At 68.0% G+C, this 25,761-nt stretch carries 21 protein-coding genes; 15 read left to right on the top strand and 6 right to left on the bottom strand.

Translation table 11 applies throughout. The features are described 5' to 3' along the window. Positions 1–24 precede the first annotated feature (24 nt). Both ACZ7EG_RS28845 and ACZ7EG_RS28840 read right to left on the bottom strand, forming a co-directional pair. Positions 25–1,359 (bottom strand): hypothetical protein, encoded by a 1,335-nt coding sequence (locus ACZ7EG_RS28845; protein ID WP_471085021.1) that lies wholly within the window; start codon positions 1,357–1,359, stop codon positions 25–27. Between the two features lie 12 nt (positions 1,360–1,371). Next, the gene (locus tag ACZ7EG_RS28840; protein WP_471085018.1) at positions 1,372–1,776 is read right to left on the bottom strand and encodes a hypothetical protein; all 405 of its coding nucleotides are present in this window, start codon (positions 1,774–1,776) and stop codon (positions 1,372–1,374) included. A 681-nt stretch (positions 1,777–2,457) separates the two neighbouring features. On the opposite strand from ACZ7EG_RS28840, the gene ACZ7EG_RS28835 reads away from it, so the two are divergent. From ACZ7EG_RS28835 to ACZ7EG_RS28810, 6 genes are all read left to right on the top strand, one after another. Next, positions 2,458–2,877: a hypothetical protein gene (locus tag ACZ7EG_RS28835; protein ID WP_471085015.1), complete on the top strand. Its 420-nt coding sequence runs from the start codon at positions 2,458–2,460 to the stop codon at positions 2,875–2,877. Between the two features lie 440 nt (positions 2,878–3,317). Further along, entirely contained in the window at positions 3,318–3,758 is a 441-nt protein-coding gene (locus ACZ7EG_RS28830) for a hypothetical protein (protein ID WP_471085012.1), read from the top strand. Positions 3,759–3,760: 2 nt separating this feature from the next. Continuing rightward, positions 3,761–5,524 carry a hypothetical protein gene (locus ACZ7EG_RS28825; RefSeq protein ID WP_471085009.1) on the top strand — a complete coding sequence of 588 codons (1,764 nt, stop codon included), beginning with the start codon at positions 3,761–3,763 and terminating at the stop codon, positions 5,522–5,524. An 89-nt stretch (positions 5,525–5,613) separates the two neighbouring features. Continuing rightward, positions 5,614–6,843, top strand: a complete 1,230-nt coding sequence (locus ACZ7EG_RS28820; protein ID WP_471085006.1) for a S8 family serine peptidase — start codon at positions 5,614–5,616, stop codon at positions 6,841–6,843. A 121-nt stretch (positions 6,844–6,964) separates the two neighbouring features. Then, positions 6,965–7,312, top strand: a complete 348-nt coding sequence (locus ACZ7EG_RS28815) for a WXG100 family type VII secretion target (RefSeq protein ID WP_356235581.1) — start codon at positions 6,965–6,967, stop codon at positions 7,310–7,312. Between the two features lie 75 nt (positions 7,313–7,387). After that, positions 7,388–7,687: a WXG100 family type VII secretion target gene (locus tag ACZ7EG_RS28810; RefSeq protein WP_471085002.1), complete on the top strand. Its 300-nt coding sequence runs from the start codon at positions 7,388–7,390 to the stop codon at positions 7,685–7,687. 593 nt (positions 7,688–8,280) lie between these two features. On the opposite strand, the gene eccCa is transcribed toward ACZ7EG_RS28810, so the two are convergent. Beyond that, positions 8,281–12,249, bottom strand: coding sequence for a type VII secretion protein EccCa (gene eccCa / locus ACZ7EG_RS28805; RefSeq protein ID WP_471084999.1), 3,969 nt, complete (start codon positions 12,247–12,249; stop codon positions 8,281–8,283). Positions 12,250–12,574: 325 nt separating this feature from the next. On the opposite strand from eccCa, the gene eccD reads away from it, so the two are divergent. Next, the gene (eccD, locus tag ACZ7EG_RS28800; protein WP_471085694.1) at positions 12,575–14,083 is read left to right on the top strand and encodes a type VII secretion integral membrane protein EccD; all 1,509 of its coding nucleotides are present in this window, start codon (positions 12,575–12,577) and stop codon (positions 14,081–14,083) included. A 570-nt stretch (positions 14,084–14,653) separates the two neighbouring features. On the opposite strand, the gene ACZ7EG_RS28795 is transcribed toward eccD, so the two are convergent. After that, positions 14,654–14,947 (bottom strand): DUF397 domain-containing protein, encoded by a 294-nt coding sequence (locus ACZ7EG_RS28795; protein WP_471084996.1) that lies wholly within the window; start codon positions 14,945–14,947, stop codon positions 14,654–14,656. A gap of 268 nt (positions 14,948–15,215) precedes the next feature. On the opposite strand from ACZ7EG_RS28795, the gene rpsO reads away from it, so the two are divergent. The 5 genes from rpsO (at position 15,216) to ACZ7EG_RS28770 (ending at position 20,637) form a co-directional block, all read left to right on the top strand. Then, on the top strand, positions 15,216–15,503 hold the full coding sequence (gene rpsO, locus ACZ7EG_RS28790) for a 30S ribosomal protein S15 (RefSeq protein WP_003993372.1): 288 nt from the start codon (positions 15,216–15,218) through the stop codon (positions 15,501–15,503). A 291-nt stretch (positions 15,504–15,794) separates the two neighbouring features. After that, on the top strand, positions 15,795–18,011 hold the full coding sequence (locus ACZ7EG_RS28785) for a polyribonucleotide nucleotidyltransferase (protein ID WP_471084993.1): 2,217 nt from the start codon (positions 15,795–15,797) through the stop codon (positions 18,009–18,011). Further along, positions 18,008–19,387, top strand: a complete 1,380-nt coding sequence (locus tag ACZ7EG_RS28780) for a M16 family metallopeptidase (protein WP_471084990.1) — start codon at positions 18,008–18,010, stop codon at positions 19,385–19,387. The genes ACZ7EG_RS28785 and ACZ7EG_RS28780 overlap by 4 nt, the downstream gene beginning before the upstream one ends. 28 nt (positions 19,388–19,415) lie before the next feature. Then, positions 19,416–20,168 (top strand): 4-hydroxy-tetrahydrodipicolinate reductase, encoded by a 753-nt coding sequence (gene dapB, locus ACZ7EG_RS28775; RefSeq protein WP_471085691.1) that lies wholly within the window; start codon positions 19,416–19,418, stop codon positions 20,166–20,168. 13 nt (positions 20,169–20,181) lie between these two features. Further along, a complete protein-coding gene (locus tag ACZ7EG_RS28770) occupies positions 20,182–20,637 on the top strand; it encodes a hypothetical protein (protein ID WP_471084987.1) in 456 nt (151 codons plus the stop codon). Between the two features lie 75 nt (positions 20,638–20,712). On the opposite strand, the gene ACZ7EG_RS28765 is transcribed toward ACZ7EG_RS28770, so the two are convergent. Both ACZ7EG_RS28765 and ACZ7EG_RS28760 read right to left on the bottom strand, forming a co-directional pair. Further along, positions 20,713–21,267, bottom strand: coding sequence for a hypothetical protein (locus ACZ7EG_RS28765; protein ID WP_471084984.1), 555 nt, complete (start codon positions 21,265–21,267; stop codon positions 20,713–20,715). Positions 21,268–21,379: 112 nt separating this feature from the next. Beyond that, complete coding sequence (locus tag ACZ7EG_RS28760; RefSeq protein ID WP_351641730.1) at positions 21,380–21,619, bottom strand: hypothetical protein; 240 nt, start codon at positions 21,617–21,619, stop codon at positions 21,380–21,382. Positions 21,620–21,795: 176 nt separating this feature from the next. Here ACZ7EG_RS28760 and thyX point away from each other — a divergent pair, with 176 nt between their 5' ends. The 3 genes from thyX (at position 21,796) to ACZ7EG_RS28745 (ending at position 25,488) form a co-directional block, all read left to right on the top strand. Continuing rightward, a complete protein-coding gene (gene thyX, locus ACZ7EG_RS28755; protein ID WP_033313015.1) occupies positions 21,796–22,536 on the top strand; it encodes an FAD-dependent thymidylate synthase in 741 nt (246 codons plus the stop codon). Positions 22,537–22,747: 211 nt separating this feature from the next. Then, the gene (gene dapA, locus ACZ7EG_RS28750; RefSeq protein WP_471084980.1) at positions 22,748–23,647 is read left to right on the top strand and encodes a 4-hydroxy-tetrahydrodipicolinate synthase; all 900 of its coding nucleotides are present in this window, start codon (positions 22,748–22,750) and stop codon (positions 23,645–23,647) included. 155 nt (positions 23,648–23,802) lie between these two features. Then, the gene (locus ACZ7EG_RS28745; protein ID WP_471084977.1) at positions 23,803–25,488 is read left to right on the top strand and encodes a ribonuclease J; all 1,686 of its coding nucleotides are present in this window, start codon (positions 23,803–23,805) and stop codon (positions 25,486–25,488) included. Positions 25,489–25,761: the final 273 nt, after the last annotated feature.

Raw genomic sequence — 25,761 nt, 5'->3', positions numbered from 1 at the left:
AGCCCTCCTTGCTGCGGTCACGTATCAGAACAGGCTGGTGACTCCGCCGGCCACCCACCCGGCAGCATCCCCCACAGCGTTGGCCGCATCGCTGGCGGTGTCGGCGACCTTGCCCGGGTCAACGGTGACTTCGAAGCCCACGGCGCCACCGAGGGCAGGGGAAACGCCCACCTTGGGGGCAAAGCGCCATACACCCTCAGCATCCTTGCCGAAGATCATGTTCGCCTCGGCGCCCGGTCCGGCCCAGCCCTCCGCAGTGGCGCCCGCTCCAATGCCGCCGAGATCCACACCCCCGGTGAGACTACCCTTGGCACCCGCGAAGGCCTCGCCACCCGCATGGAGACCGTCGACGCCGGCCCCGGCGTTGGCACCGGCCTCAGCACCCGCCATAACCTCCGCCCGCCCGTACACTCCGACGGGGCCTAGGTCGGCGCGCCCCTTGGCCGAAGCCTCGCCGCCTGCCAAGGCCCCTGTGTCGCCCTGGATTCCTTCGTTGGTGATGCCGCCGGTCACAGAGCCCTTGATACCCGCATAGGCTTCGGTCTCCCCCTCCAGCTTCATCGGGTTGTTAGTGAGTGAGCCCTTCGCGCTCGCTCGGCCGAGGTCAGCATGTGCTTCGGCTTCACCCAGCTTGCCGGACCCGGTGTCAGGACCCGTGACGGATGTCCCGACTTCCGGGCCTGAAGCATCGGTCTCGCCTTCAGAGACCCATCCGTCGGTCTTGGTACGAGTTTTGGGATCTGGTTTCCCCGCCTGCGCCAAGTCCCCCACGGCTTGCGAATTGAAGCCGCCGAGTCCGATTCCGTTCATCGAGACATCACGCGTCGCGCGGGACAGTGCTCGCTTGACGCTCTGGTCGGCTTCGTCAACGGCCTTGACCGCCTTGGCGATCTCGTCGGTCCAGCCCTGTGCCTTCTCACGGGCGTCGGACATCAAGCTGGAGTAGTCCGGGTCGTGACGGAGCGCGTACTTCTCCTGCTCTGAGAGCTTGTCATACCCGACATAGGTCGCCTTGCCGTTGCCGTCGACCTTGTAGTCCTTCTCCTCAGCATCCCGGACCAGGTCCTTGACCGCCTTCTGCAGACGGGTGAGCTCGGTGTGGGCATCCGTGAGGAGACTGGCAATCGCCATAGCTTCTTTTTTGGCTGCCCCGAACTCGAACGCGGTGGCCGAGGCGTACTGCTGTTGGGTGCCGTGGGCGAGCCCTTGCCAATTTCCATTGCCCAGCACGGTCTGGACGTGCTTCTCGTAGTCGGTCTTCAGCTCACCGAAGCGTTCACCCATCTTCCTCCACGCCTCAGACACGTCCGCGAGCGGGGACAGATCGGCCGTCAACACATCGTCGTAGTTCAGCGTCATGCCGCTTCCCCGTCACATCTGGTCAAGGCTGCTGGGAGGCCGTACTCCGGCCGCCTGGGTGCCGACGATGATGTCGTTGTTCTGGAGGAGGGTCTTTGTTCCGTGCAGCCCGTCAACTTCCCGCTGCAACCGAACCATCAACCGGTTCACCTGCCCCTGCCAGACGGTCAGTGCGTCGGAGAGGCCCTGGTCCGAGGCCCAAGTGGAGAGGCCTTTCAAGCCCGTGTTCTGCTTGATGAGAGGGCTGGCAGGAGCTGTCGGGGTAACGAAGAGCGGCCGTGCGGCTCCGCCGCCGTCCGCCATCCCTGCGGCCGCCTGGGTGTCCGGTATCAGGTGCTCTTCCATGAACTTTGCCGCGCGTGCCTTGTCGCGCGGCGAACTCGCGAGTGTCGGCTCGCCACTGTTTCCGGACCCCATGGGCCACCCCCGTTGTCTCCACGCCTCATCCGTGACACACCCAACAGGCGCCTCACGGAGACTCGCCGTGCAGACTACCGGCCATCATTGAGCTCGCGGTCCCCGCTCTGGCTGGCTGTTCACTAGCCACTCGCGAACTCGGTGCGCTTCGAACAGAGTGCCGAGTCACATAAGTTGAGCGGTGTCGACGCGTGAAGGAAGGGCCTCGTGGTATCTCCCGGAAACGCGGCCGGGGCCCGGGCGCCGGCCACGGTACGACTCCGCTTTGAGCGATGCCGAGTGGGCGATCGTGCGGGATCTGCTGCCGGTGCCGGGATACATGGCGGGCCGGGGCGGGCAGCCGGAGGGCTACTGCCATCGTCAGATGATCGACGCGGTGCGTCATCTCGTCGACAATGCATCAAGTGGCGTTCGACACGCGAGGACTTGCCGCCCTGGCAGCGTGCATGCCTTCCTCGCCAGCCGACGGGATACGGGTCCGGTGGACGAGTTGTCCGGCTCTCGGATGCTGTCTCCGGATGCTGGGAGAAACTCAACCGCTCCACCAGGTCCGTCATGCACGGCTCAAGGAGCGGTACGCCATCAGAAACGACGTCCAATGCAGCGTTGCCACGGAACTGTGCAGGTCAGGAGCGCAAGAGGTGAGACCAGCCACGAGACGTGCTGCTAGATTCGTCAGCCGTGCGATCACGTGAGTACGACCTTGACTTCCGCGCCCGGGCTGGCCGAACACGGGCCTGGGGTGTGGGTCTGTTGGCCTTGGCGGCACTGCTGTGGACGTGGTGTGGCCTGCTGCTCCTTACTCCGTACGAGGTCGAGGAGAAGCCTGACGACCCGTATCCCGAGCAGTGCGAATCGCGGTTGTTGACGGACCGTGGCACGGCCAATGAGGGTCTCTGGAAGGGGGAACTGTGCCAGAACGAACGCGACTGGCCCGAGGCCCTGGCCGTGCTCGGCCTGTCGGTGCCGGTGTCGGTGGTCGGCGTGGCTCTCTTCACCATCGGGGGTCTGAGTATCCGGATGAGCGCACACGCCGAAGCGATGCGGGATCTGGACAAGATCGCCGAAGAACGGGAGGCGCGGTCCGCTCGTTCTGACTGAGGGGGCCCGAGTGTCGGACAGGGCTCTGTCTCAATGAGATGGTGCCCTGCCTCAAGGGGCCCGCCCCGACTGGCTGAAGATCGACGAATGTGGCGCAGGGTCGCTGAGATCAGGTGCGGAGGTTTGATGAAGGTCGCAGCTCCCGCCATGCCGTCGGCGTCGGCCCCGCTCATCATGGGCCGGGGCCCCGATCAGTTGGGGCGGCTGGGTGTGCGCATCGTTCACGCGAACCGGCGAACCGGCCGACGGGCAAAGCGCAGCGCCTGATGCGCTCTCGTAACTGAGTTGACGGATACCACTGTTGGGGCGGATGTGCAGGCCGACTAGAGTGGTAAAGGCGTTGTGAGACGTGGCTCGCTTTGCGATCGTACGGCGAACGGTTGATCGGTCACGATCCGGTCGGGGTCGATGGACGTAACGGGGAAACGGGGAGGAGCGTCGTGCTTCCGGCAGACATGACAGGGGGCGTGTCGGCGACCAGGGCGGCGGACCTTGAGGTCAGAAGGGACGTGCTCGAGGACTTCGTGACACAGGTGGACGCTGTGCTCCGAGACCTTGAGAAGTCTGGGGGCAACCCGACGAAGGTGAGCGCCCAGACGATCAAGGAGGCGTCTCTGAGTAGCGGGACGCATGCGTTCCCCGAAGCCCAGGGCCTGTTCACGCAGTACAACCGGGTCCATACGGAGCTCACGTCGCTCTCCAAGATGCTCCATCTGCAGATTGAGGCGATGGGCATCGCTGTGCAGGGGGCGAAGGGGACCTTCGACAGCCTTGAGGAGGACCAGCGCCGGCGGTTCTGGGAGATCCAGACGCAGATCAAGGAGCTCCAGCCCTCGGAGGGCGCCAAGAGCACCTACGACCACGAGGCCGGAGCGTACTGACGATGGGCGACGAGCAGCACAAGGCAGACCTGGACCGCGTCCATTACTTGAACTCCGCCACGGATCTGGTCCGAGGGCTCGAGGAAAGCCCGGTAAGTGGGCTGCTGTTCAACGGAGCCATCGGTCAGGCGCTGCGGTCAACAAAGTTCGGGCGGTCTGTTTCTGACCGCACAGATTTCGGTGCCAAGGATCTCGATCTCAATGAGATGCTCGATATGGTCGAGCTGACGGATCCGGAGGATCTCGAGTCCTCGGGCAAGGCCTTGTGGGACGCGCGCGACGCCATCAAGAAGGCAGCTGACGAGCTCAAAAGTCGTATCGGCACGGTCCCTTGGACTGGAAAGGCAGGCGACAACTTCCACACGTGGGGGAAATCGCTCGTCGAGAACACGTATCACCTGAGTGATTACGCCGGGGCCGCGGGGGACCAGATCACCGCCGCTGCCACGGGTCTTGCCTCCGTACGCGGAGGCATGCCGTCTCGGGACACACGAGCGGTCCAGAAGCGTCCCGAGGCGTTCTCGGAAGCAGAGAAGGTGGAGAACAAAGAGGGCTACGCCGCTGCGCTGAAGGTGGAGAAGGACCGCCAAGAGGCCATCAACCAGATGAACCGGTTGGCGTCGTACTACGCGGTGTCCGAAGACACTATGAGTTCTTTGCCTCGCAAGCAGCCGGTGTTCGAGCCGATGAAGGACGTGGGTGTACCCCGACCGGAGCCCCGGAGCGTCGAGGCGGCTTCTGGGAGAACCTCGGGCTCGGGTGATGCACAGAGACCTGGACCGACAGCCGCCAGTGAATTCACGAGGGGTGGTGCTTCCTCAGATCAGGTCGGCGGGCCCGGCCGAAGTGAGGTCACGGCCCCCAGGATCGACGTCGCAGATTCCCCTGTTCGGACGAACATCGACAGCATCGACGCACCGCCGGCGCCCTCGCCCGCGCCTACGACCAACAACCCGTCGGTCACGGGTACCCCGGGGCCGCAGAGCGGTCAGACGGCTCCGTTCGGGGGCGGCGGTTACCAGCCGCACATGTCCAACGGCACGTTGAGAACCACGGGACCAGCCGGCACTCGGAGCCCTCTGACTGCTCAAGGCAAGGTCGGCACGCCTGCCATGGACAACTCGACTCCGGGGCGCGCTGTGGGCCGCGGAGCCATGGGCCAGATGGGCCCTGGCGGAGCGTCGGGCCAGCCTGCGGGCAAGGGCAATCCTGCCGCTAGCCGGTCGATGCCGATGGGGCGAGGTATCAGTGGTGGTACCGCCCGGGCCAGCGGAGCGAACACGCCACGAGCCAATGGTGGCTCGACCACAGGCGCTGGACGCGCGAACGGTGTGGTCGGGGGACAGCCAACGACCGCTGGCGGTACACCGGCGAAGGGTGCGTCGAGGATTCCCCGCGGCACTGTTGTCGGCAACGAGGGTGCGGCCAGCTCCAGGCCTACCGCTGGTCGGCCTGGACAGCGGGGCGTCTTCGGGGCTCCTGTGACCGCCGCTCAGCCGGGTGCGAATGCGGCCACGTCTCGTGTCTCTGCCGGGAAGACCGAGGCCGTCACCGGCAGGTCGGCCGCACGCAACTCTGTGGCGCGGGCGGAGCGGGACGGTATGACGCGTGGCGGCACCGGACTCGTGCGAGGCCCGGGCGGTCGCGGGAAGGCCGTTGAGGCGCGCGACGAGGACGGATCGCAGCGTCCCGACTACCTGGTCGAAGACGAAGAGACACACCGGCCCACTCAGCCGCGGCGTGATGTGCCGCCGGTCATCAACTGAGTACGAGCGAGGACATACGACGTATGAAGTCAGGGACCAGCCCTCGAGTCGCGCAGGCTCTGCTCTTCAGAACGCGCTGCGGCAGACGAGTGCGCACGCTGGGCACGGTTGCCTGTGCCCTGGCTGCTCTGAGCTTGGGAACCGCCCCGAATGCCGTTGCACTCGACGCCCAGTCGAAGCAGTGGTACCTCGAGCCGATGAAGGCCGAGCAGATGTGGAAGACCAGCACGGGCAAGGGCATCAAGGTTGCGGTCATCGGCACAGGCGTGAATCCCAAGACACCCTCGTTGCGTGGCCAGGTGCTTCAAGGGGTCGACGCCCTGGTCAAGGACGGGCTTGCCGAAGGCAGTGTCACGGACACGAATGACACCACAGGCGTGGGGACCACGGCCGCTGAGCTGATCGCCGGCACAGGCACGGGTGGAGGGTTGAAGGGCCTCGCTCCCGCCGCGGAGATCGTCCCGATCCGTGTACCGGCCATCAAACACGACACGCTTCCCGACCCCAACTACCCTCTGGCCACCGCCATCAAAGCCGCTGTCGACAGCGGTGCGCGGATCATCGACATCACCGTCGGCAACCAGTACACGATCGGTACGCAGCTTGTTGGTGATGAAGCGCTCGACTACGCGGTCAAAAAGGGCGTATTGATGTTCGCGGCCGCCGGTGACAACGCAAAGAAGGGCAACAAACGGCAGTACCCTGCCGCTTATCACCAGGTGGTGGGCGTAGGTGCCACTGACGAGACCGCAAAGGTCACCCCGACCTCCAATTCAGCCGGTTACGCTGACCTTGCTGCCCCGGGAATGGGTTTCCCGCGGTGGTGTGACGCGTCGTTCCAGCAGTACTGCAACGACGGAGTCGGCACGGCTGAGGCCTCCGCGCTGACGTCCGCCGCTGCCGCTTTGATCTGGTCAGCTCACCCCGACTGGACAGCGAACCAGGTCGTCCGCTCGCTGATCGATACTGCCGGCCGCACCTATCCGAAGGACGAACCGAGCCGATACATCGGCTATGGCGTCATTCGCCCCCGGAACGTCCTCGAGAACGCCAACTACAACGCCGGTCCCGCCGACGTCGATCCGCTCTTGGTGGAGAGCAGGAAGAAGGCGGCATCCACAGCGTCACCTTCCGCCTCTGCACCAGCCGCGTCACAAGCCCCGGAAAAGACTCCAAGCGGCGGCACCTCAGCGGCAGGATCGAGCGCGGAGTCGTCCAACGACAGCACCACCCTGTGGATCGCATTGGCCACAGTTGCCGCAGTAGTCGTGGTGGGCGGCGCTGGTGTGGCCGTAATCCGGGCACGACGCGCCAGCTGACGTCGTCAGTCGTCCGAGCCCTGGGGCGTTCGGACAGGGCATGGAAAGTGTGCTCACCGCCATCGGGGGATGAGCCGAAACAGTCGGATCAGGAAACTGACACAAGAAGGGCAGGCTGATCATGGCCGGCGGGCAGAAGCTCGAAGATGCCGCAGTAGTCGACATCCAGAAGAAGATGTACGAGAAGTTCGAGAACATCCGCAAGCGGGTGCACAACCTGCAGGGTGTGATCGACGGTCTCGAGGGCCAGTGGCACGGCATCGGGCGTGCCGAGTTCGACAAGAAGCAGTACGAGATCAACGAGTCGCTGCAGCGGATGGGCGGCATCCTCGGTGAAGTCATCGAGGCGATGACCAAGACGCGCAACATCAAGGACAGCAAGGAAGACGAGGTCCGCGCGTCCGTAAGCAAGATCAACGTCTACGACGGTGCCGGCTCGCTGCCGCAGTCCTCGCTGAGCTCTTACTGAGCAGGCGCTGCTCAGGACATCAGCAGGGCGCAGGCATCACCCAAGGCACACACGAGCGAGACGAGGTAGACAGGCATGAGCCGTAACAGCGATGGGCTGCACGTCACTTATGACGGCCTTGACATGGCAGCCACCACGATCGGCAACCAGGCGAGGGATCTTGAGCGGGATCTGCAGGAGCTTCGCCAGATGGTGGTGAACAGCCTGCAGTACTGGGAGGGCGAGGCCCAGAGCACCTTCAATGAGAAGTTGGCCAAGTGGGACAAGGAGGCCAACGACATTCACCAGGCGCTGACGGGCATCGGCCAGGTGGTCGGTACGTCCGGTGGTACCTACATGGAGGGTGACAAGAAGGCGGCCAGCTACTTCATGTAGGGCTGGGCTCTTTCGAAGACATCGCAGGGTGGGCGCGCGCGGGAGGCGCCCACCCTGCTGTTGTTCCGGCACTAGCCGAGGAGCGACACGCCCCGGCCGTGATTCGAATGCGGATGAAGGCGAACGAGGCTGCGACGTCCGCAACCAGCCGACGGGGCCCGCGGGCAGCAGGGGAGCCCAGCGCTATCGCCACCCACCAAGTCGTCGACGGAAGGCGGGCGGCTGCAGCCGCCTCGTGCAGCCAACGGCCTTGACACGGTGCGGGACTGGCTTAGGTGGCCGGTACCTTCGTGGAGTTCTGTGTCATGGTTGGCGTCGCCCAGGGACCACCACGCGAAGCTTCTGAGCTCGCCCACGCCGCTGGTCGCGCTGCCGCGCCTGTCAGCGTTCCTCGCCTGGGGCGTCGGCTGGCTCACCGCCGCGCTCACGGTTCGTGGTTACCCCAGCGAGTCGGCGCCCCACGGGCGGGACAGGTGTGATCCCGTGACGGTTCCCCCGAGCCCTCACGACCCTGCGACCGCATGAAGCAAAGCGGGGCGGGGCGCGCCGTGCCTTCGGACACCGCATCCCACCCCACCCCGCCCCGGGACGTACTACTGCTCCTCCGGCACCAATCCCACATGAACCAACGGCTTCCCCCGCTTCCGAGACACGAAGACACCGCGCCCCGCCGGCATCGCGCGAGGCCGTACCCCGCCCAGCAGGTCGCCTTCGCCCGGGTCACCTGACAGGACGACGCCCTGGGCGCCGAGCTCCTTCATACGCTGCATGAAGGCCTCGTAACCGGCCCGACTCGCACCAGCCGTGGATCGCGCGATGATGAACCGCACCCCCACGTCCCGAGCGAACGGAAGCAGCTCGGTGAGCCCTGCCAGCGGATTGCCGCTCGACGTCGACACCAGGTCGTAGTCGTCGATGATCACGTACACCGTGGGCCCACGCCACCAGCTCCGGTCCCGCAGCTGCTCCGCCGTGACGTCCGCCGTCGGCGTGCGCCGCTGCATCAGATCGGCCAGCGCGTCCATGTGGTGCTGCATTTGGTTCGACATGGGGATGTACTCGGCCAGATGGGACGGCGGGGTCACCCCGAGCAGGGAACGGCGGTTGTCGACCACGAACAGCTTGCAGGTGCTGCCGTCGTAGCGCTCGGTGAGACGCCGGATGAGCAGCTTCAGCAGGTTCGACTTGCCGGACTCGCTCTCACCGAAGACGAGGAAGAACGGGTCCTGCTCGAAGTCCACGAACACCGGCTCGAGGTTCTCCTCGTCCAGTGCGAAGGCGACGCCGCGGTTCGGGAAGCGGTCGCCGGGAGGCAGCTGGTTCGCCCAGAACCGCTTCGGCAGCAGACGTACCTCGGGCGCCCCGGGCTGCTGCCAGTGGCGGCTGACCTCGGCCGCGAGAGCCGTCGTCGCCTCCGCCAGGTCCGTGTCGGAGGACAGTCCGTCGATCCGCGGGACCGCCGCCATGAAGTGCTGTTTCTGCGGGGTCTGGCCCCGGCCCGGTACGCCGGTGGGGACGTTGGCCGCCACCCTGCGGTCGAACTCGGAGTCCATGGGGTCACCGAGCCGCAGCTCCAGCCGGTTCATCAGCTGGTCCTTGAGGTTCGAGCGCACCTCCATGGCACGCGACGCGGTGAGGATGAGGTGGATGCCGTAACCGAGGCCGCGGGACGCGATGTCCAGGACCAGCGGCTCCAACGTCTCATAGTCCGCACGGAAGTTGCCCCAGCCATCGATGACCAGGAAGACGTCGCCCCACGGCTGGTCGGTCACCGAGATGTCGCCGCGCGCGCGGCGGGTGCGGAACTCGGCGATCGAGGAGATGCCGGAGCTGCGGAAGTACTCCTCGCGACGCGTCAGGACGCCGTACACCTCGGCCGTCGTGCGCCGCACCTTCTCGGGATCGAGGCGCGAGGCCACTCCGCCCACATGCGGCACGCCGGCCACGGCCGACAGGCCGCCGCCACCGAAGTCCAGGCCGTAGAACTGCGCTTCGTGCGGGGTGTGGGTCAGCGCGAAAGACGCGATGATCGAGCGCAGCAGCGTCGACTTGCCGGACTGCGGGCCGCCGAGGATCTGCATGTGGCCCGCCGCGCCGCCGAAGTCCACCCACAGCGGGTCTCGCCGCTGCTCGTACGGCTTGTCGACGAGGCCCACCGGGACGACGAGCCGGCCCGCGCCGTCGTAGCCGGGCTGGGTCATGCCGCGGCCCTGCACGGGGGCGAGCCCGGGCAGCAGCGTGTCGAGTGACGGCGGGCTGTCCAGCGGGGGCAGCCACACCTGGTGAGCCGCCGGACCCTGCGCCTCCAGCCGCCGAACGATCACGTCGAGCACGGTGTCCGCCAGCGCGTCGTCCCCCGTGCGGGGCTCCTCCTGGCGCTGCTGCGGCACCTGCATGTACTGCACCGGGATCTGGGACGCGGTGAACAGCACGGGCCGTCGGTCCACGGGAAGCGGTCCGCCGTACGCCGCCGCCTGCTGCGAACTCGAGCGGTAGACCCCGGAGACGTACGCCGCCTTGAAGCGGACCATCTCGTCGGTGCCGAACTTCAGATAACCGGAACCCGGGACGTTCGGCAGTTCGTAGGCGTCCGGGACGCCGATGGCGGCGCGCGACTCGGCCGCCGAGAACGTCCGCAGACCGATCCGGTACGACAGGTAGGTCTCGAGGCCGCGCAGCCGGCCTTCCTCCAGGCGCTGGGAGGCGAGCAGTAGGTGCACGCCCAGTGAACGGCCGATACGGCCGATCTGCACGAACATCTCGATGAAGTCCGGCTTGGCGGTGAGGAGCTCGCTGAACTCGTCGATCACCAGGACCAGCGAGGGGATCGGCTGAAGGGGAGCGCCCGCCGCGCGGGCCTTCTCGTAATCGTGGATGTTCGCGTAGTTGCCCGCGTCGCGGAGCATCTCCTGACGGCGGTTGAGCTCACCGCGGATCGAGTCGCCCATGCGGTCGACCAGGGTCAAGTCGTCGGCGAGGTTGGTGATCACCGCTGCGACGTGCGGCATCTGGGCCATGCCCGCGAAGGTCGCACCGCCCTTGAAGTCCGCGAGGACGAAGTTCAGCGTCTCGGACGAGTGGGTCACGGCGAGGCCGAGGACCAGGGTGCGCAGTAGCTCCGACTTCCCGGAGCCGGTCGCACCGACGCACAGGCCGTGCGGGCCCATGCCCTCCTGCGCCGCCTCCTTGAGGTCGAGCATCACTGGCCGGCCCTCCTCACCGACACCGATCGGCACGCGCAGCCGTTCGGACTGCGAGCGCGGCCGCCAGGTCCGCCTGGGGTCGACCGAGGCCGCGTCACCCAGGTTCAGCAGGTCCGTGAACTCCAGTGCGGCGAGCAGCGGTTCGTCGTCGTCGCCGCCCGATGCCATGCGCAGCGGGGCCAGTTGCCGAGCCAGTGCCTCGGCCGCCTCGTACGACAGGACGTCCGGAGTGCCCTCGTAGACCATGCCGTGGGCCGACTCCAGGTTCAGCTCCCCCGGACGCACGACGACGGAAAGATCCCCGCGACCGGTGGTCAGGTCGCCGGGGACGATCTCCAGGACCGTCACGCCCTGCAGGCCCTCGGGGCCGGCCAGCAGCGACGCGGGCGGCAGGTAGACGCCGTCCAGCACGATCACCAGGTGCGGCTGATCGGGGACGGGTGGGGCGGCCGGGTGGAAGCGCGGGCGGCCCTCGAGACGGCCGGCGAGCATGTCCTCCAGCTCCAGAGGGTTGCCCGTGATCAGGCGCACGCTGCCCGCACCGTCCGCCCGGCCCGGGGTCTGAACGTGCGGCAGCCACTTCGCCCACTCCCACTCGTGCGCCGACTCGCGTCCTGCCGCGACGGCGATGATCAGGTCCTCGGGGGAGTGCAGCGAGGCGAGGGACGCGGCCACCGCGCGGGCGGCGCCCCGCACCGTGCTTGGCTCGCCGCTGATCGTCAGGTGGTAGAAGGCGCGTAGCGAGACCGCCATCGGCAGGTCGTCGAGGGTGGAGTGTGTGGCCAGGAAGCGCTGCATGGCGCCCGCGGTCAGCGGCTCCAGCTCGTCGACCGGCGCGGTCTGCGGCGGAACGAGCGGAGTGGCCAGCGCCTGCGGGCCGAGACCCACGCGCACCTGTCCGAAGTCCTCGTCAGAGGTGCGCCGCTCCCACACCCGGCTGCCCTCGGCGACCAGAGCCCACAGTTGCTCCGGCGACGGGTGCAGGTAGTACTGGGCGTCGCGTTGGGTCCGCGCGGTGTCCAGTGCGGTGCGCCGGGTCTGCGACAGATAGCGCAGGTAGTCGCGGCGCATGTCCGCCAACTGCCCCTGATTGCCCCGGCGGTAGCGGATCAGCATCGCGACGCCCATGGCGACCGTCGAGGCGATCATCACCATGCCCATGATCTTCATGAAGGGAGGGGCCTGGGGGTTGAAGAAGAACACCACGGATCCGCCCATGCCGAGCATGGGCAGGAGCTGCATCACAGCGCCCTCCTGCTGCCCGCGCGGAAGCTCCGGCGGAGGCTGCAGCACGACCTCGTCAGTGGGCACGTCCTTCGGCAGTGCCCGCGGTGGGCGCTTGACGACGATGTGGCTCACAACGCACCAATTTCCTTGACGGACCGAGTCGTTTCGTCCGCCGCCCCGTGTCAGGCGAACGTCGATCGCGAACGGTGATCCTACTGACAATCACTGACAGCGACGGGCGGTAGGGTGCCCAAGAGACGTGTGAGCAGTTGCGAATCGTCCTGGGAAATGCGGTGCAATCCCTGACGTACGGACCAAGCGGGTGCCGCGAGTTCCGGGCACCGCAGCGGCGATCGCCGATGCAGCGGTGCGATTCACACAATATCTATACGGGCGGACTCGGGCGGCGACTCCGTTGTCCGCCCCCATCACCGACGAGGGGGAACAGCAGGTGAGCATGACGGCCTCCGCGCCGGCCGGCGCGAGCGGCGCACCGGGTACCGGAGCTCCTTCGGGAGTGGGCATGGGGTTCGGGTTCTGCAGGGTCACCATCGTGGCGCCCGACAGCCGGATCGATGTGGCGTTGCCCGACGACGTACCGATCGCCGACCTCTACCCGGAGATCCTGCGGCTCTCCCAGCAGAGCCCAGATGAGGGCGCGCCCGTCGGCTATCACCTCGTACGCCGTGACGGCACCGTGCTCGACGGCGCCCGTTCCTTCGCGGCGCAGCGCATCCTCGACGGCGAACTGCTCGCCCTGCGCCCGTTCTCCGAGTCTCTGCCGCCTGCTGTCCTCGACGACGTCTCCGAGGCGGTTGCCGCCGCGGTGACCCGCGACCGCACGCTGTGGAACGGTGAACTCACGCGCGCCGCGGGCCTCGTCGCCGGCGGCATCCTGCCCATGCTCCTCGCGTTCGTGGCCTGGAGCTCCCAGATCCACCACGACATGAACAGCCTCCAGGGCATCGTCGCGGGCGTCACCGGCATCCTGCTGACGACCATCGCGTGCGTACGCGCGCGGGTGTACGACGACAGGGCTTCCGCGATCGCCCTCGGTCTGGGCGCTCTGCCGAACGTCGGCGTGGCGGGCTCCGGGCTGCTGGCGCTCTCCGAAGGGCAGGGCATCGGAAAGCTCCAGTTCCTGCTGGCCTGCGCGGCCGTTCTGGTGGCCTCGCTCGTACTCACCGTGGTCGCGCCCGGCGGCGACGGTCCCTTCGTGGCCTTCGTCTTCGCCTCGGCGATCGGCATGCTGGCCACGTTCATCGCGATGCTCGAAGACCTGACGCCGATCGAGACGGCCGCCATCTGCGCACCGCTCGCTGTCAGCGCGCTCGCTTTCCTGCCGGGACTGTCCATGCGTTTCGCACGGCTGCCCATCGGCTTCGACGCGCCCAACCACTCCCACGGCAGCTACGCGTCGAGCGAGCCCGCACCGCAGGAGCCCGTCGACATCGAGCGCATCGCGGCCCAGGTCCGCCGTGGCCACGAGCTCCTTGTCGGGCTTGTCGGGGGTTGCGCGCTCGTCGCTGTGGGCGCGTCGATCGTCCTCGGTTTCTCCAGCAACGTGTGGGCCCAGCTCCTCGCCCTTGCGACCGGCATCGCCATGCTCATGCGCGCGAACCTCTTCCGCTACACGGCTCAAGTCGGTGCCACTCTCGCTGCGGGGCTGGCCTCCTTGGTCTTCCTCGGCCTCGGGCTCGCTCTCAACCCTCCGCAGGAGTACTGGCAAGACGCTTTCCTGGGAGACACGAACGCTCTCGACATCCGCAGCGTGTGGCTCGCTGCGGCGGTCGCCGCGACCACTGCCCTGGCCACCACGATCGGCCTGATCGCGCCCCGCCGTGGTGTCACCCCCTTCTGGGGCCGCTTCCTGGAGATCGCCGAGAGCTTGGTCCTGCTCACCCTGATCCCTCTGGCTCTGGCCGTCTTCGACGTGTACGCGCGGGTGCGCTCCATGACCGGCTGAAAACGCGTGCTTCCGGGTGCCTGGACGGGACGGCCCGGCGAAGCTCGAGGCCTGCGCCTTGCATCCTGAGGGGGGTCGTTCCCCTCCTCCGGCTGCCGGAAGCAACATCCGCGCCGCCCGGCCCTGGGAGGCTGAGCAACGGACTGAAGGCTCCGCCTCCTACAGGGCGCACACGGTTGAACCAGGCCTGCAACGAAGCCGTCGATCTGCTTGCTCCGGCCTCACTAGAACGAGATTCGCCAGGACCAGGTCTTCGCGTGCAGGACGAAGAGCTACCGGCTCGGCGCCACCCTGGTCGTGCCCAAACCGCCGACAGCCCCTCCGACCGCCACTCTCGACCACGAGCTACGAGCCTCCCCCGCGGAAGCCTGCGGGGTGGTGTGGGTTCGTCGCGTGGGCGGGACCCTGCCGGGCGCCGGTGTCCGAGTCCAGCGGTGGAGGGACGGCGGCAGGTACTCGCCTACTGCGGGACCCCATACCCCGCAGTAGGACACGCCACCTGCGGTGGCTCGATCACCGAGTTGTCGGAAACATCCGACAGCTCGCTGTACGGGTCACCGCACCCGCGAGTCACTCCGGGGCTGGGCCTGTGGTGTGCGCCCCCGGCTCAAGATCGAACTCCCCGTCCCGAGCCCCCAGCACGAACGCCCGCCACTCCGCCTCCGTGTAGCGCAGCACCGTGCCCGGGTCGAGCGACGACCGCATCGCCACGGCCCCCTCGGGCAGATAGGCGATCTCGACCCGCTCCTCGTGCGCCTCGGTGCCCGGCGCGCTGTGCCACTCGACACCGGAGATGTCGAGGGCGTAGAGCTCGTCCCGCTCCCGCTCCTTGCGCGCCTTGATCTCCTCAGCCGTCTCCGCCATGCCGCAGCGACCCCTTCCCGACGTACGAACGATCCGAATCTGCTCACCCTAGTGGCCCGCTCCGCTCCGGCCGGGAGGTTCGAAAGACCAGGGCAAAGGGGACCCCGGTCGCCTGGTACGATGGCCGACGGCCGTTTGTGTACGCACCCCCGGAGCCCACCGCTCTGGAGGCCGCGCCCAGCGGATCCCCGCCTTCCGAGTCATGGAAGCTCCCCCGAGACACAGACCGGGGGCACTCGGTGGCCATCACAGACTACGAGGAGTACGCGTGCCGCTCGACGCCGCTACGAAGAAGCAGATCATCACCGAGTTCGGCCAGAAGGAGGGCGACACCGGCTCCCCCGAGGTCCAGGTCGCCATGCTCTCGCGCCGCATCTCGGACCTGACCGAGCACCTCAAGACCCACAAGCACGACCACCACTCCCGCCGTGGTCTGCTGATCCTGGTGGGTCAGCGTCGCCGCCTTCTCCAGTACCTGGCGAAGAAGGACATCCAGCGCTTCCGTGCGCTGGTCGACCGCCTCGGCATCCGCCGCGGTGCGGCGGGCGCCAAGTAAGACGCCGTGAGGGGAGCGGTTCCCGAAGGAAAGGGGACCGCTCCCTTTGCTGTACGTGCGGAGTGTCACCACTGCTTTGTAGTGTGGTAGCACAACGCAATAAGGACGACACAGCACAACAAGAAGAGGAGAGGCGCACCTAGCCGCCGCCGGTCCTCGGTAGTGGCCCCCGGGGGAAGCGAGCCCCGGGTGCTTCGATCGAAGACCGGCCCGCACAGCCCGGAGCGCTTCTCCGCAACCGTCCCCCTGCCACACGGGCAGCGACGGGACGAAGACGAGGAGATAACACTAGTGGAGAACGAGACCCACTACGCCGAGGCCGTCATCGACAACGGCGCCTTCGGTACCCGCACCATCCGTTTCGAGACGGGCCGCCTGGCCAAGCAGGCCGCCGGCTCCGCCGTGGCGTACCTGGACGACGACACCATGGTGCTGTCGGCCACCACCGCCTCCAAGAACCCCAAGGACCAGCTCGACTTCTTCCCCCTCACGGTGGACGTCGAGGAGCGGATGTACGCCGCCGGAAAGATCCCCGGCAGCTTCTTCCGCCGTGAGGGCCGTCCCTCCGAGGACGCCATCCTCACCTGCCGCCTGATCGACCGCCCGCTGCGCCCCTCCTTCAAGAAGGGCCTGCGCAACGAGATCCAGGTCGTCGCCACGATCATGGCGCTCAACCCCGACCACCTGTACGACGTCGTGGCGATCAACGCCGCCTCCGCGTCCACGCAGCTGGCCGGCCTGCCCTTCTCCGGCCCGATCGGCGGCGTCCGCGTCGCGCTGATCCGCGGCCAGTGGGTGGCCTTCCCGACGCACACCGAGCTCGAGGACGCCGCGTTCGACATGGTCGTCGCGGGCCGCGTCCTGGAGGACGGCGACGTCGCGATCATGATGGTCGAGGCCGAGGCCACCGAGAAGACCATCAAGCTGGTCGAGGGCGGCGCCGAGGCGCCGACCGAAGAGGTCGTCGCCGCCGGTCTGGAAGCCTCGAAGCCCTTCATCAAGGTGCTCTGCAAGGCCCAGTCGGACCTCGCCGCCAAGGCCGCCAAGCCGACCGGCGAGTTCCCGATCTTCCTGGACTACCAGGACGACGTTCTCGAGGCCCTCACCGCCGCCGTCAAGCCGGAGCTCGCCTCCGCGCTGACCATCGCCGGCAAGCAGGAGCGCGAGGCCGAGCTGGACCGCGTCAAGGCGCTCGCCGCCGAGAAGCTCCTCCCGGAGTTCGAGGGCCGCGAGAAGGAGATCTCCGCCGCGTACCGCTCGCTGACCAAGACCCTGGTCCGTGAGCGCGTCATCAAGGAGAAGAAGCGCATCGACGGCCGCGGTGTCACCGACATCCGCACCCTGGCCGCCGAGGTCGAGGCCATCCCGCGGGTCCACGGCTCCGCCGTGTTCGAGCGTGGCGAGACCCAGATCCTGGGCGTCACCACCCTGAACATGCTCCGCATGGAGCAGCAGCTGGACACCCTCTCCCCGGTGACCCGCAAGCGCTACATGCACAACTACAACTTCCCGCCGTACTCCACCGGCGAGACCGGCCGCGTCGGCTCCCCGAAGCGCCGCGAGATCGGCCACGGCGCCCTCGCCGAGCGCGCCCTGGTGCCGGTCCTGCCGACGCGCGAGGAGTTCCCCTACGCGATCCGCCAGGTCTCCGAGGCGCTGAGCTCCAACGGCTCGACGTCCATGGGCTCGGTCTGCGCCTCCACCATGTCGCTGCTGAACGCCGGTGTGCCGCTGAAGGCCCCCGTCGCCGGTATCGCCATGGGCCTGATCTCCCAGGAGATCGAGGGTGAGACCCACTACGTCACCCTCACCGACATCCTGGGTGCGGAGGACGCCTTCGGCGACATGGACTTCAAGGTCGCCGGCACGAAGGACTTCGTGACCGCCCTCCAGCTCGACACCAAGCTGGACGGCATCCCGGCCTCCGTCCTGGCCGCGGCCCTCAAGCAGGCCCGTGACGCCCGCCTCCACATCCTCGACGTGATGATGGAAGCGATCGACACGCCGGACGAGATGTCCCCGAACGCCCCGCGGATCATCACCGTCAAGATCCCCGTGGACAAGATCGGCGAGGTCATCGGCCCCAAGGGCAAGATGATCAACCAGATCCAGGAGGACACCGGCGCCGACATCACGATCGAGGACGACGGCACGATCTACATCGGCGCGGTCGACGGACCGTCCGCCGAGGCCGCCCGCACCACGATCAACGGCATCGCCAACCCGACCATGCCGGAGGTCGGCGAGCGCTACCTGGGCACGGTCGTGAAGACGACCACCTTCGGCGCGTTCGTGTCGCTGCTCCCGGGCAAGGACGGTCTGCTGCACATCTCGCAGATCCGCAAGCTCGCCGGCGGCAAGCGCGTGGAGAACGTCGAGGACGTCCTCGGCGTGGGCGCGAAGGTCCAGGTCGAGATCGCCGAGATCGACTCCCGCGGCAAGCTCTCCCTGATCCCGGTCATCGAGGGCGAAGACGACGACGAGAAGAAGGACGACGGCGACAAGTGACGCCCCGTGGCTTCCAGGCGACGGCCCGCACCTCCTCGGAGGCGCGGGCCGTCGCCCGTACCCAAACCCTGATCAAGGGTGAGAACGGCATCGGTACGGTCCGCAAGACCACCCTCCCCGGCGGCCTGCGCATTGTCACCGAGACCCAGCCCTCGGTCCGCTCCGCGACCTTCGGCATCTGGGCGCACGTCGGCTCCCGCGACGAGACCCCGGCCCTGAACGGCGCCACCCACTACCTGGAGCACCTGCTCTTCAAGGGCACCAGCCGCAGGTCGGCCCTGGACATCTCCGCCGCGCTGGACGCGGTCGGCGGCGAGATGAACGCGTTCACGGCGAAGGAGTACACGTGCTACTACGCACGCGTGCTCGACAACGACCTGCCGCTGGCCATCGACGTCGTCTGCGACATGCTGACCGGCTCGCTCATCCGCGAGGACGACGTCGACGTCGAGCGGGGCGCCATCCTCGAAGAGATCGCCATGACCGAGGACGACCCGGGCGACTGCGTGCACGACCTGTTCGCGCACACGATGTTCGGCGACAACGCCCTCGGCCGCCCGGTCCTCGGCACGGTCGACACCGTCAACGCCCTCACCGCCGACCGCATCCGCCGCTTCTACAAGAAGCACTACGACCCGACCCACCTGGTCGTCGCCTGCGCCGGCAACATCGACCACGCCAAGGTCGTCCGGCAGGTCCGCGCCGCCTTCGAGAAGGCCGGTGCCTTCAAGGACCCGGCCGCTGACCCGGTCGCCCCGCGCACCGGCAAGCGTGCCCTGCGCACCGCGGGCCGCGTCGAGCTCATCGACCGCAAGACCGAGCAGGCGCACGTCGTGCTCGGCATGCCGGGCCTGCCCCGCACGGACGAGCGCCGCTGGGCCCTGGGCGTGCTGAACACCGCCCTCGGGGGTGGCATGTCCTCCCGACTCTTCCAGGAGGTCCGCGAGAAGCGCGGCCTGGCCTACAGCGTGTACTCGTACACCTCCGGCTTCGCCGACTGCGGCCTGTTCGGCGTCTACGCCGGCTGCAGGCCCTCGCAGGTGCACGACGTGCTGAAGATCTGCCGCGACGAGCTCGACCAGGTCGCCGAGCACGGCCTCTCGGACGACGAGATAGGGCGTGCGATCGGCCAGCTCCAGGGCTCCACGGTCCTGGGCCTGGAGGACACCGGCGCGCTGATGAACCGCATCGGCAAGAGCGAGCTGTGCTGGGGCGAGCAGATGTCCGTCGACGACATGCTGTCGCGGATGGCGTCGGTCACCCCGGACGACGTCCGCGAGGTCGCCCGCGAGATCCTGGGACGGCGGCCCTCCCTGTCGGTCATCGGCCCGCTGAAGGACAAACAGGCGGCCCGCCTCAACGACGCCGTCGCCTGACAATCCCCTGGTGAAGGAAGCACAAGAGATGAGCAAGCTGCGCGTGGCGGTCCTCGGCGCCAAGGGCCGGATCGGCTCGGAAGCCGTACGAGCCGTCGAAGCCGCCGAGGACATGGAACTGGTCGCCGCCCTCGGCCGGGGCGACAAGCTGGAGACGCTGACCGAAGCCGGCGCCCAGGTCGCGGTCGAACTGACCACGCCCGACTCGGTCATGGCCAACCTCGAGTTCTGCGTCGGTCACGGCATCCACGCGGTCGTCGGCACCACCGGCTGGACCGACGAGCGCCTCGCGCAGCTGAACGGCTGGCTGTCCGCCTCCCCTGAGACGGGCGTGCTCATCGCGCCGAACTTCTCCATCGGCGCCGTCCTCACCATGAAGTTCGCGCAGCTCGCAGCCCCCTACTTCGAGTCGGTCGAGGTCGTCGAGCTGCACCACCCGAACAAGGTGGACGCCCCCTCCGGCACCGCCACGCGCACCGCCCAGCTGATCGCCGAAGCCCGCCGCGCCGCGGGCACCGCCCCGGCCCCCGACGCCACGGCCACCGCCCTCGACGGGGCCCGCGGCGCCGACGTCGACGGCGTCCCGGTGCACGCCGTGCGGCTGCGCGGACTGCTCGCCCACCAGGAGGTCCTGCTCGGCGCCGAGGGCGAGACCCTCACGGTCCGGCACGACTCGCTCCACCACAGCAGCTTCATGCCGGGCATCCTGCTCGGCGCCCGCCGCGTGGTGAGCACCCCGGGCCTGACGTTCGGCCTTGAACACTTCCTGGATCTGAACTGAGCCCCTGACCGTCATGCGCGCGAAGCTCACCTACGCCCTCACCGCCGCCGTCCTGGTCGTCTACTTCGTCCTGGTCGGCAGCCGCGGCGTCCTGCTCATCGAGATCGGCACGCCCCTCACCGTCACCTTCGGCGTCGCCGTGCTGATCCTGCCGGTCATCGGCCTGTGGTTCCTGTGGAAGAACACGCAGTTCGCCCGCAGGGCCAATCAACTGGCCACCGAACTCGACGCCGAGGGCGGTCTGCCCGTCGACGAACTGCGACGCACCCCCAGCGGGCGCATCGACCGTGACTCGGCCGACGAGGTCTTCGCCCGGCGCAAGGCCGAGACGGAGGACGCCCCCGACGACTGGCGCGCCTGGTTCCGCCTCGCCGTCGCCTATCACGACGCCCGTGACACCCCGCGCGCCCGCAAGGCGATGCAGCGCGCGATCGCCCTGCATGACGGCAAGCAGCCCGAAGCGGCCTGAACCGCTGCCCACTCATGACGCAGGGGCCGGACCGTTTTCTCACGGTCCGGCCCCTGTGTCATGAGGGTTTGGATGTCAGCGCGGGCCGTAGTCCTCGGCCCACGCTTCGACCGAGTCGGCCGCCCGGTCGAAGGCCTCCGCGCGACCCAGGAAGTCCGCGTTGTGCGTGGTCATCAGGGGCGGCACATCGCCCGCGTCCCGGCCCTGGCGCCCGAGCAGCAGCGCTTGCCCCTGCACGGTCCGGGGCAGCCCCAGCCAGCGCACCGGCTGCTGCACCGTCCGCACGGAGGCGACCTGCTCCCAGGACGCCGTACGCGTCGTGAGGAAACCCACGTGCCGCAGCCCGCGCGCGCTGACCCACACGCCCACGCGCAGCAGCCGCAGCGCCGCGGCGATGACGAGCAGCGCCAGGCCGAACACCAGCGCCGCCGAGGCGAGTTGAGCCGTCGCGGCGATGATGACCGCCGCGAACAGCACGAACGAGGCGAGCAGCAGCGCGAGCGCGGCCACCACGACGCGCCACGGCCCGGGCCGGTACGGACGCCGCCAGCGGTCACGGTCTTCGTGCGGCAACGGAACGTCGTCCGCCGCCTCGAAAACGCGGTCGGCCGTCAGGAAGGGCAGGGGCACGGCTGGTCCTCACTCGATCCATGCGTGGGCTGTGCCCGGTGAGGCTACCGATCTGTGTCCCCGGTCACCACTGGCGGGGGGCCGGATGGAGTCACCGCCGGCCCGGTGCGATTCAGCGCTTGTCGGACGCCTGCGACTGCTGAGGCTGATCAGCCGTCTTGTCGGGCGTCAGCGCGGGCGTCCCGATGACGAGGGACCCCACGAGCCCCGCCACGATGGTGAGCCCCAGCAGCCAACGCCCGGCCATCTGACCGACGGACGACCGCTCGCGCGGTGGGGGAGTGACATTGCTGCGGAACCTGTCGGCCTCGGCGACGAAGGCAAACGGTACGGGTTCACGCCGACCGAACATCAGGGGTATGTCTCCTTCAAGGGTGGAACGGATCACTTTCGTCTGTAGAGACGAACGAACTCCCTCAGAGGTGCCCTGTTTCACCGACTTCATTGCGGCACGGCACCGATCGCACCGAATCGGCCGGGCCGTAGAGTGGCGTCGCCACACGACGAGATGGGAAGGCCCTGCCAACCGTGACCGACACCCCCGCCGACGACCTCAAGCCCAGCTACCGCAGTGACGTGACCGTCGAGCTGGTCAAGCACACCGCGTCCGACGCGGACGTCCTCTTCGCCGCCCGCGTCTCGACCCTGGGCGAGCAGTCCCTGGACGAGCTGAAGAAGGACCCCGAGCGTTCCAAGGGCCTGATCAACTACCTGATGCGGGACCGGCACGGCAGCCCCTTCGAGCACAACTCGATGACCTTCCTCATCAGCGCCCCGATCTTCGTCTTCCGCGAGTTCATGCGGCACCGCGTCGGTTGGTCGTACAACGAGGAGAGCGGCCGCTACCGCGAGCTCCAGCCCGTCTTCTACGTCCCCGACGAGTCCCGCAAGCTGGTCCAGGAGGGCCGCCCGGGCAAGTACGTCTTCGTCGAGGGCACCCAGGCCCAGCAGGAGCTGGTCGGTCGCGTCATGGAGGACTCGTACCGGCAGGCGTACGAGGCCTACCAGGAGATGCTCGCCGCCGGCGTCGCCCGCGAGGTGGCCCGTGCGGTCCTGCCGGTCGGCCTGTACTCCTCGATGTACGCCACCTGCAACGCCCGCTCGCTGATGCACTTCCTCGGCCTGCGCACCCAGCACGAGCTGGCGAAGGTGCCGTCCTTCCCGCAGCGCGAGATCGAGATGGTCGGCGAGAAGATGGAGGCCGAGTGGTCGCGGCTCATGCCGCTCACCTACGCCGCCTTCAACGCGAACGGACGCGTGGCGCCGTAGCGCGCCCCGGTTCCCCGATCAGGTACAGATGTACGGTTCAGCCGTGCGAAGTGTCCGTATTGCGGCATTTGGAGAAGTTCATCTAGCCTGATCAAACGGGTCCGGCACTGCTTGAACCCCCGAGCAGGCAGTGCCGGGCTCCACCTTTGTCACGACTTGTCGCCTGCCCCGCGGGCAGACCCGGTCCTGAGCAACGAGTAGCGTGTAACCCATGGCTCCGACCTCGACTCCGCAGACCCCCTTCGGGCGGGTCCTCACCGCCATGGTCACGCCCTTCACGGCGGACGGCGCACTCGATCTCGACGGCGCGCAGCGGCTCGCCGCCCACCTGGTGGACGCAGGCAACGACGGCCTGGTCATCAACGGCACCACGGGCGAGTCCCCGACCACCAGCGACGCGGAGAAAGCGGATCTCGTACGGGCGGTCCTGGAGGCGGTCGGCGATCGCGCCCACGTCGTGGCCGGAGTCGGCACCAACGACACCCACCACAGCATGGAACTCGCCCGGGCGGCGGAGCGTACCGGCGCACACGGCCTGCTCGTCGTGACCCCGTACTACAACAAGCCGCCGCAGGAAGGCCTCTACCGGCACTTCACGGCCGTCGCCGACACCACCGGCCTTCCGGTGATGCTCTACGACATCCCCGGCCGCAGCGGCGTCCCGATCAGCACCGAGACGCTCGTCCGCCTCGCCGAGCACCCACGCATCGTCGCCAACAAGGACGCCAAGGGCGACCTCGGCCGAGCCAGCTGGGCCATCGCCCGCTCCGGCCTCGCCTGGTACTCCGGCGACGACATGCTGAACCTGCCCCTGCTCTCGGTCGGTGCGGTCGGTTTCGTCTCGGTCGTCGGACACGTCGTCACCCCCGAGCTGCGCGCCCTGGTCGAGGCGTACACCTCGGGCGACGTCCAGAAGGCCACCGAGATCCACCAGAAGCTGCTCGCCGTCTACACCGGCATGTTCCGCACCCAGGGCGTGATGACGACCAAGGCGGCACTCGCCCTGCAGGGGCTGCCCGGCGGGCCACTGCGCGCTCCCATGGTCGAATGCGCGCCCGAGGAGATCGAGCAACTCAAGATCGATCTTGCCGCCGGCGGGGTACAGCTCTGACATCAGACTTCGCGCGGGCCCTCGCGCAACTGCTTCACAACTGAATAAGCGGGCCACCGGTGCCCGCGCACCCCACACAGACAACTGCTTCTGCACGAACGTCACGCGCGCCACGTGCCCCACCGGTACGTGGCGTGCGTGGTGAGGAGAGTCTTTTGAGTCATCCGCATCCCGAACTCCGCACGCCCCCGCCGCTCCCCGAAGGCGGCCTGCGTGTCACCCCGCTCGGCGGCCTCGGCGAAATCGGCCGGAACATGACGGTCTTCGAATTCGGCGGCCGCCTTCTCATCGTCGACTGCGGCGTGCTCTTCCCCGAGGAGGAGCAGCCCGGCATCGACCTGATCCTGCCGGACTTCTCGTCCATCAGGGACCGCCTCGACGACATCGAGGGCATCGTGCTCACGCACGGGCACGAGGACCACATCGGCGGCGTCCCCTTCCTCCTGCGCGAGAAGCCGGACATCCCGCTGATCGGCTCCAAGCTGACCCTCGCCCTCATCGAGGCCAAGCTCCAGGAGCACCGCATCCGCCCCTACACCCTCGAGGTGGTGGAGGGGCACCGCGAGCGCATCGGCCCCTTCGACTGCGAGTTCATCGCGGTCAACCACTCCATCCCCGACGCGCTGGCCGTGGCCATCCGGACCCCGGCGGGCATGGCGGTCCACACCGGCGACTTCAAGATGGACCAGCTCCCGCTGGACAGCCGCCTCACGGACCTCCACGCGTTCGCACGCCTGAGCGAAGAGGGCATCGACCTCCTCCTCTCGGACTCGACGAACGCCGAGGTGCCGGGGTTCGTCCCGCCCGAGCGGGAGATCTCCAACGTCCTGCGCCAGGTCTTCGCCGGCGCCCGCAAGCGCATCATCGTCGCGAGCTTCGCCAGCCACGTGCACCGCATCCAGCAGATCCTGGACGCGGCACACGAGTACGGCCGCCGTGTCGCCTTCGTCGGCCGCTCCATGGTCCGCAACATGGGCATCGCGCGGGACCTGGGCTATCTGAAGGTTCCCCCCGGCCTGGTCGTGGACGTCAAGACGCTCGACGACCTCCCGGACAGCGAGGTGGTCCTGGTCTGCACGGGCTCCCAGGGCGAGCCGATGGCGGCCCTGTCCCGCATGGCCAACCGCGACCACCAGATCCGCATCGTCCAGGGCGACACGGTGATCCTGGCGTCGTCCCTGATCCCCGGCAACGAGAACGCGGTCTACCGCGTGATCAACGGTCTCACCCGCTGGGGCGCCAACGTGGTCCACAAGGGCAACGCCAAGGTCCACGTCTCCGGCCACGCCTCCGCGGGCGAACTGCTGTACTTCTACAACATCTGCCGCCCGAAGAACCTGATGCCGGTGCACGGCGAATGGCGCCACCTGCGGGCCAACGCCGAGCTGGGCGCTCTGACCGGCGTCCCGCACGACCGCATCGTCATCGCCGAGGACGGCGTCGCCGTCGACCTCGTCGAGGGCAAGGCGAAGATCTCCGGCAAGGTCCAGGCGGGATACGTCTACGTCGACGGCCTCTCGGTCGGTGACGTGGGCGAGCCGGCCCTCAAGGACCGCAAGATCCTCGGTGACGAGGGCATCATCTCGGTCTTCGTGGTCATCGACTCGTCCACGGGGAAGATCACCGGCGGCCCGCACATCCAGGCCCGCGGCTCCGGCATCGAGGACTCCGCCTTCGCCGACGTGGCCCCCAGGATCACGGAAGTGCTCGAACGCTCCGCCCAGGACGGCGTGGTGGAACCCCACCAGCTCCAGCAGCTCGTGCGCCGCACGCTGGGCAAGTGGGTCTCGGACACCTACCGGCGCCGGCCGATGATCCTGCCTGTGGTGGTGGAGGTCTGACGGCCCGTCGGGCCTGAGCCCGGGCCAACGGGGAGCGGGGCGCCTCGATTTGCATCGAGGCGCCCCGCTCCAGTAGGTTTACAACTCCTCCCGACGGGGCACCCGCGCCAATTCAGGCACGGTGGCCATGCCCGGCCGGGGAGGGAATCCGACTCAGAAACTTCTGATAAAGTCGGAGCCGCCGGAAAGGGAAACGCGGAAGCGGGAACCTGGAAAGCACCGAGGAAATCGGATCGGAAAGATCTGATAGAGTCGGAAACGCAAGACCGAAGG

The organism is Streptomyces sp. NPDC037100 (genome assembly GCF_055606225.1).
The sequence above is the reverse complement of the archived record's forward strand: the minus strand, read 5'-3'. Positions and strand labels throughout refer to the sequence as shown.

Excerpts from the sequence above, each read along its gene's own strand:
- ACZ7EG_RS28815 (WP_356235581.1), top strand. The coding sequence starts at position 6,965 with ATGGCCGGCGGGCAGAAGCTCGAAGATGCCGCAGTAGTCGACATCCAG.
- ACZ7EG_RS28770 (WP_471084987.1), top strand. The coding sequence starts at position 20,182 with ATGCGCGCGAAGCTCACCTACGCCCTCACCGCCGCCGTCCTGGTCGTC.
- ACZ7EG_RS28795 (WP_471084996.1), bottom strand. The coding sequence starts at position 14,947 with ATGGCGGAGACGGCTGAGGAGATCAAGGCGCGCAAGGAGCGGGAGCGG.
- dapA (WP_471084980.1), top strand. The coding sequence starts at position 22,748 with ATGGCTCCGACCTCGACTCCGCAGACCCCCTTCGGGCGGGTCCTCACC.
- dapB (WP_471085691.1), top strand. The coding sequence starts at position 19,416 with ATGAGCAAGCTGCGCGTGGCGGTCCTCGGCGCCAAGGGCCGGATCGGC.
- ACZ7EG_RS28825 (WP_471085009.1), top strand. The coding sequence starts at position 3,761 with ATGGGCGACGAGCAGCACAAGGCAGACCTGGACCGCGTCCATTACTTG.
- ACZ7EG_RS28840 (WP_471085018.1), bottom strand. The coding sequence starts at position 1,776 with ATGGGGTCCGGAAACAGTGGCGAGCCGACACTCGCGAGTTCGCCGCGC.
- ACZ7EG_RS28845 (WP_471085021.1), bottom strand. The coding sequence starts at position 1,359 with ATGACGCTGAACTACGACGATGTGTTGACGGCCGATCTGTCCCCGCTC.
- eccD (WP_471085694.1), top strand. The coding sequence starts at position 12,575 with ATGACGGCCTCCGCGCCGGCCGGCGCGAGCGGCGCACCGGGTACCGGA.
- ACZ7EG_RS28810 (WP_471085002.1), top strand. The coding sequence starts at position 7,388 with ATGAGCCGTAACAGCGATGGGCTGCACGTCACTTATGACGGCCTTGAC.
- ACZ7EG_RS28760 (WP_351641730.1), bottom strand. The coding sequence starts at position 21,619 with ATGTTCGGTCGGCGTGAACCCGTACCGTTTGCCTTCGTCGCCGAGGCC.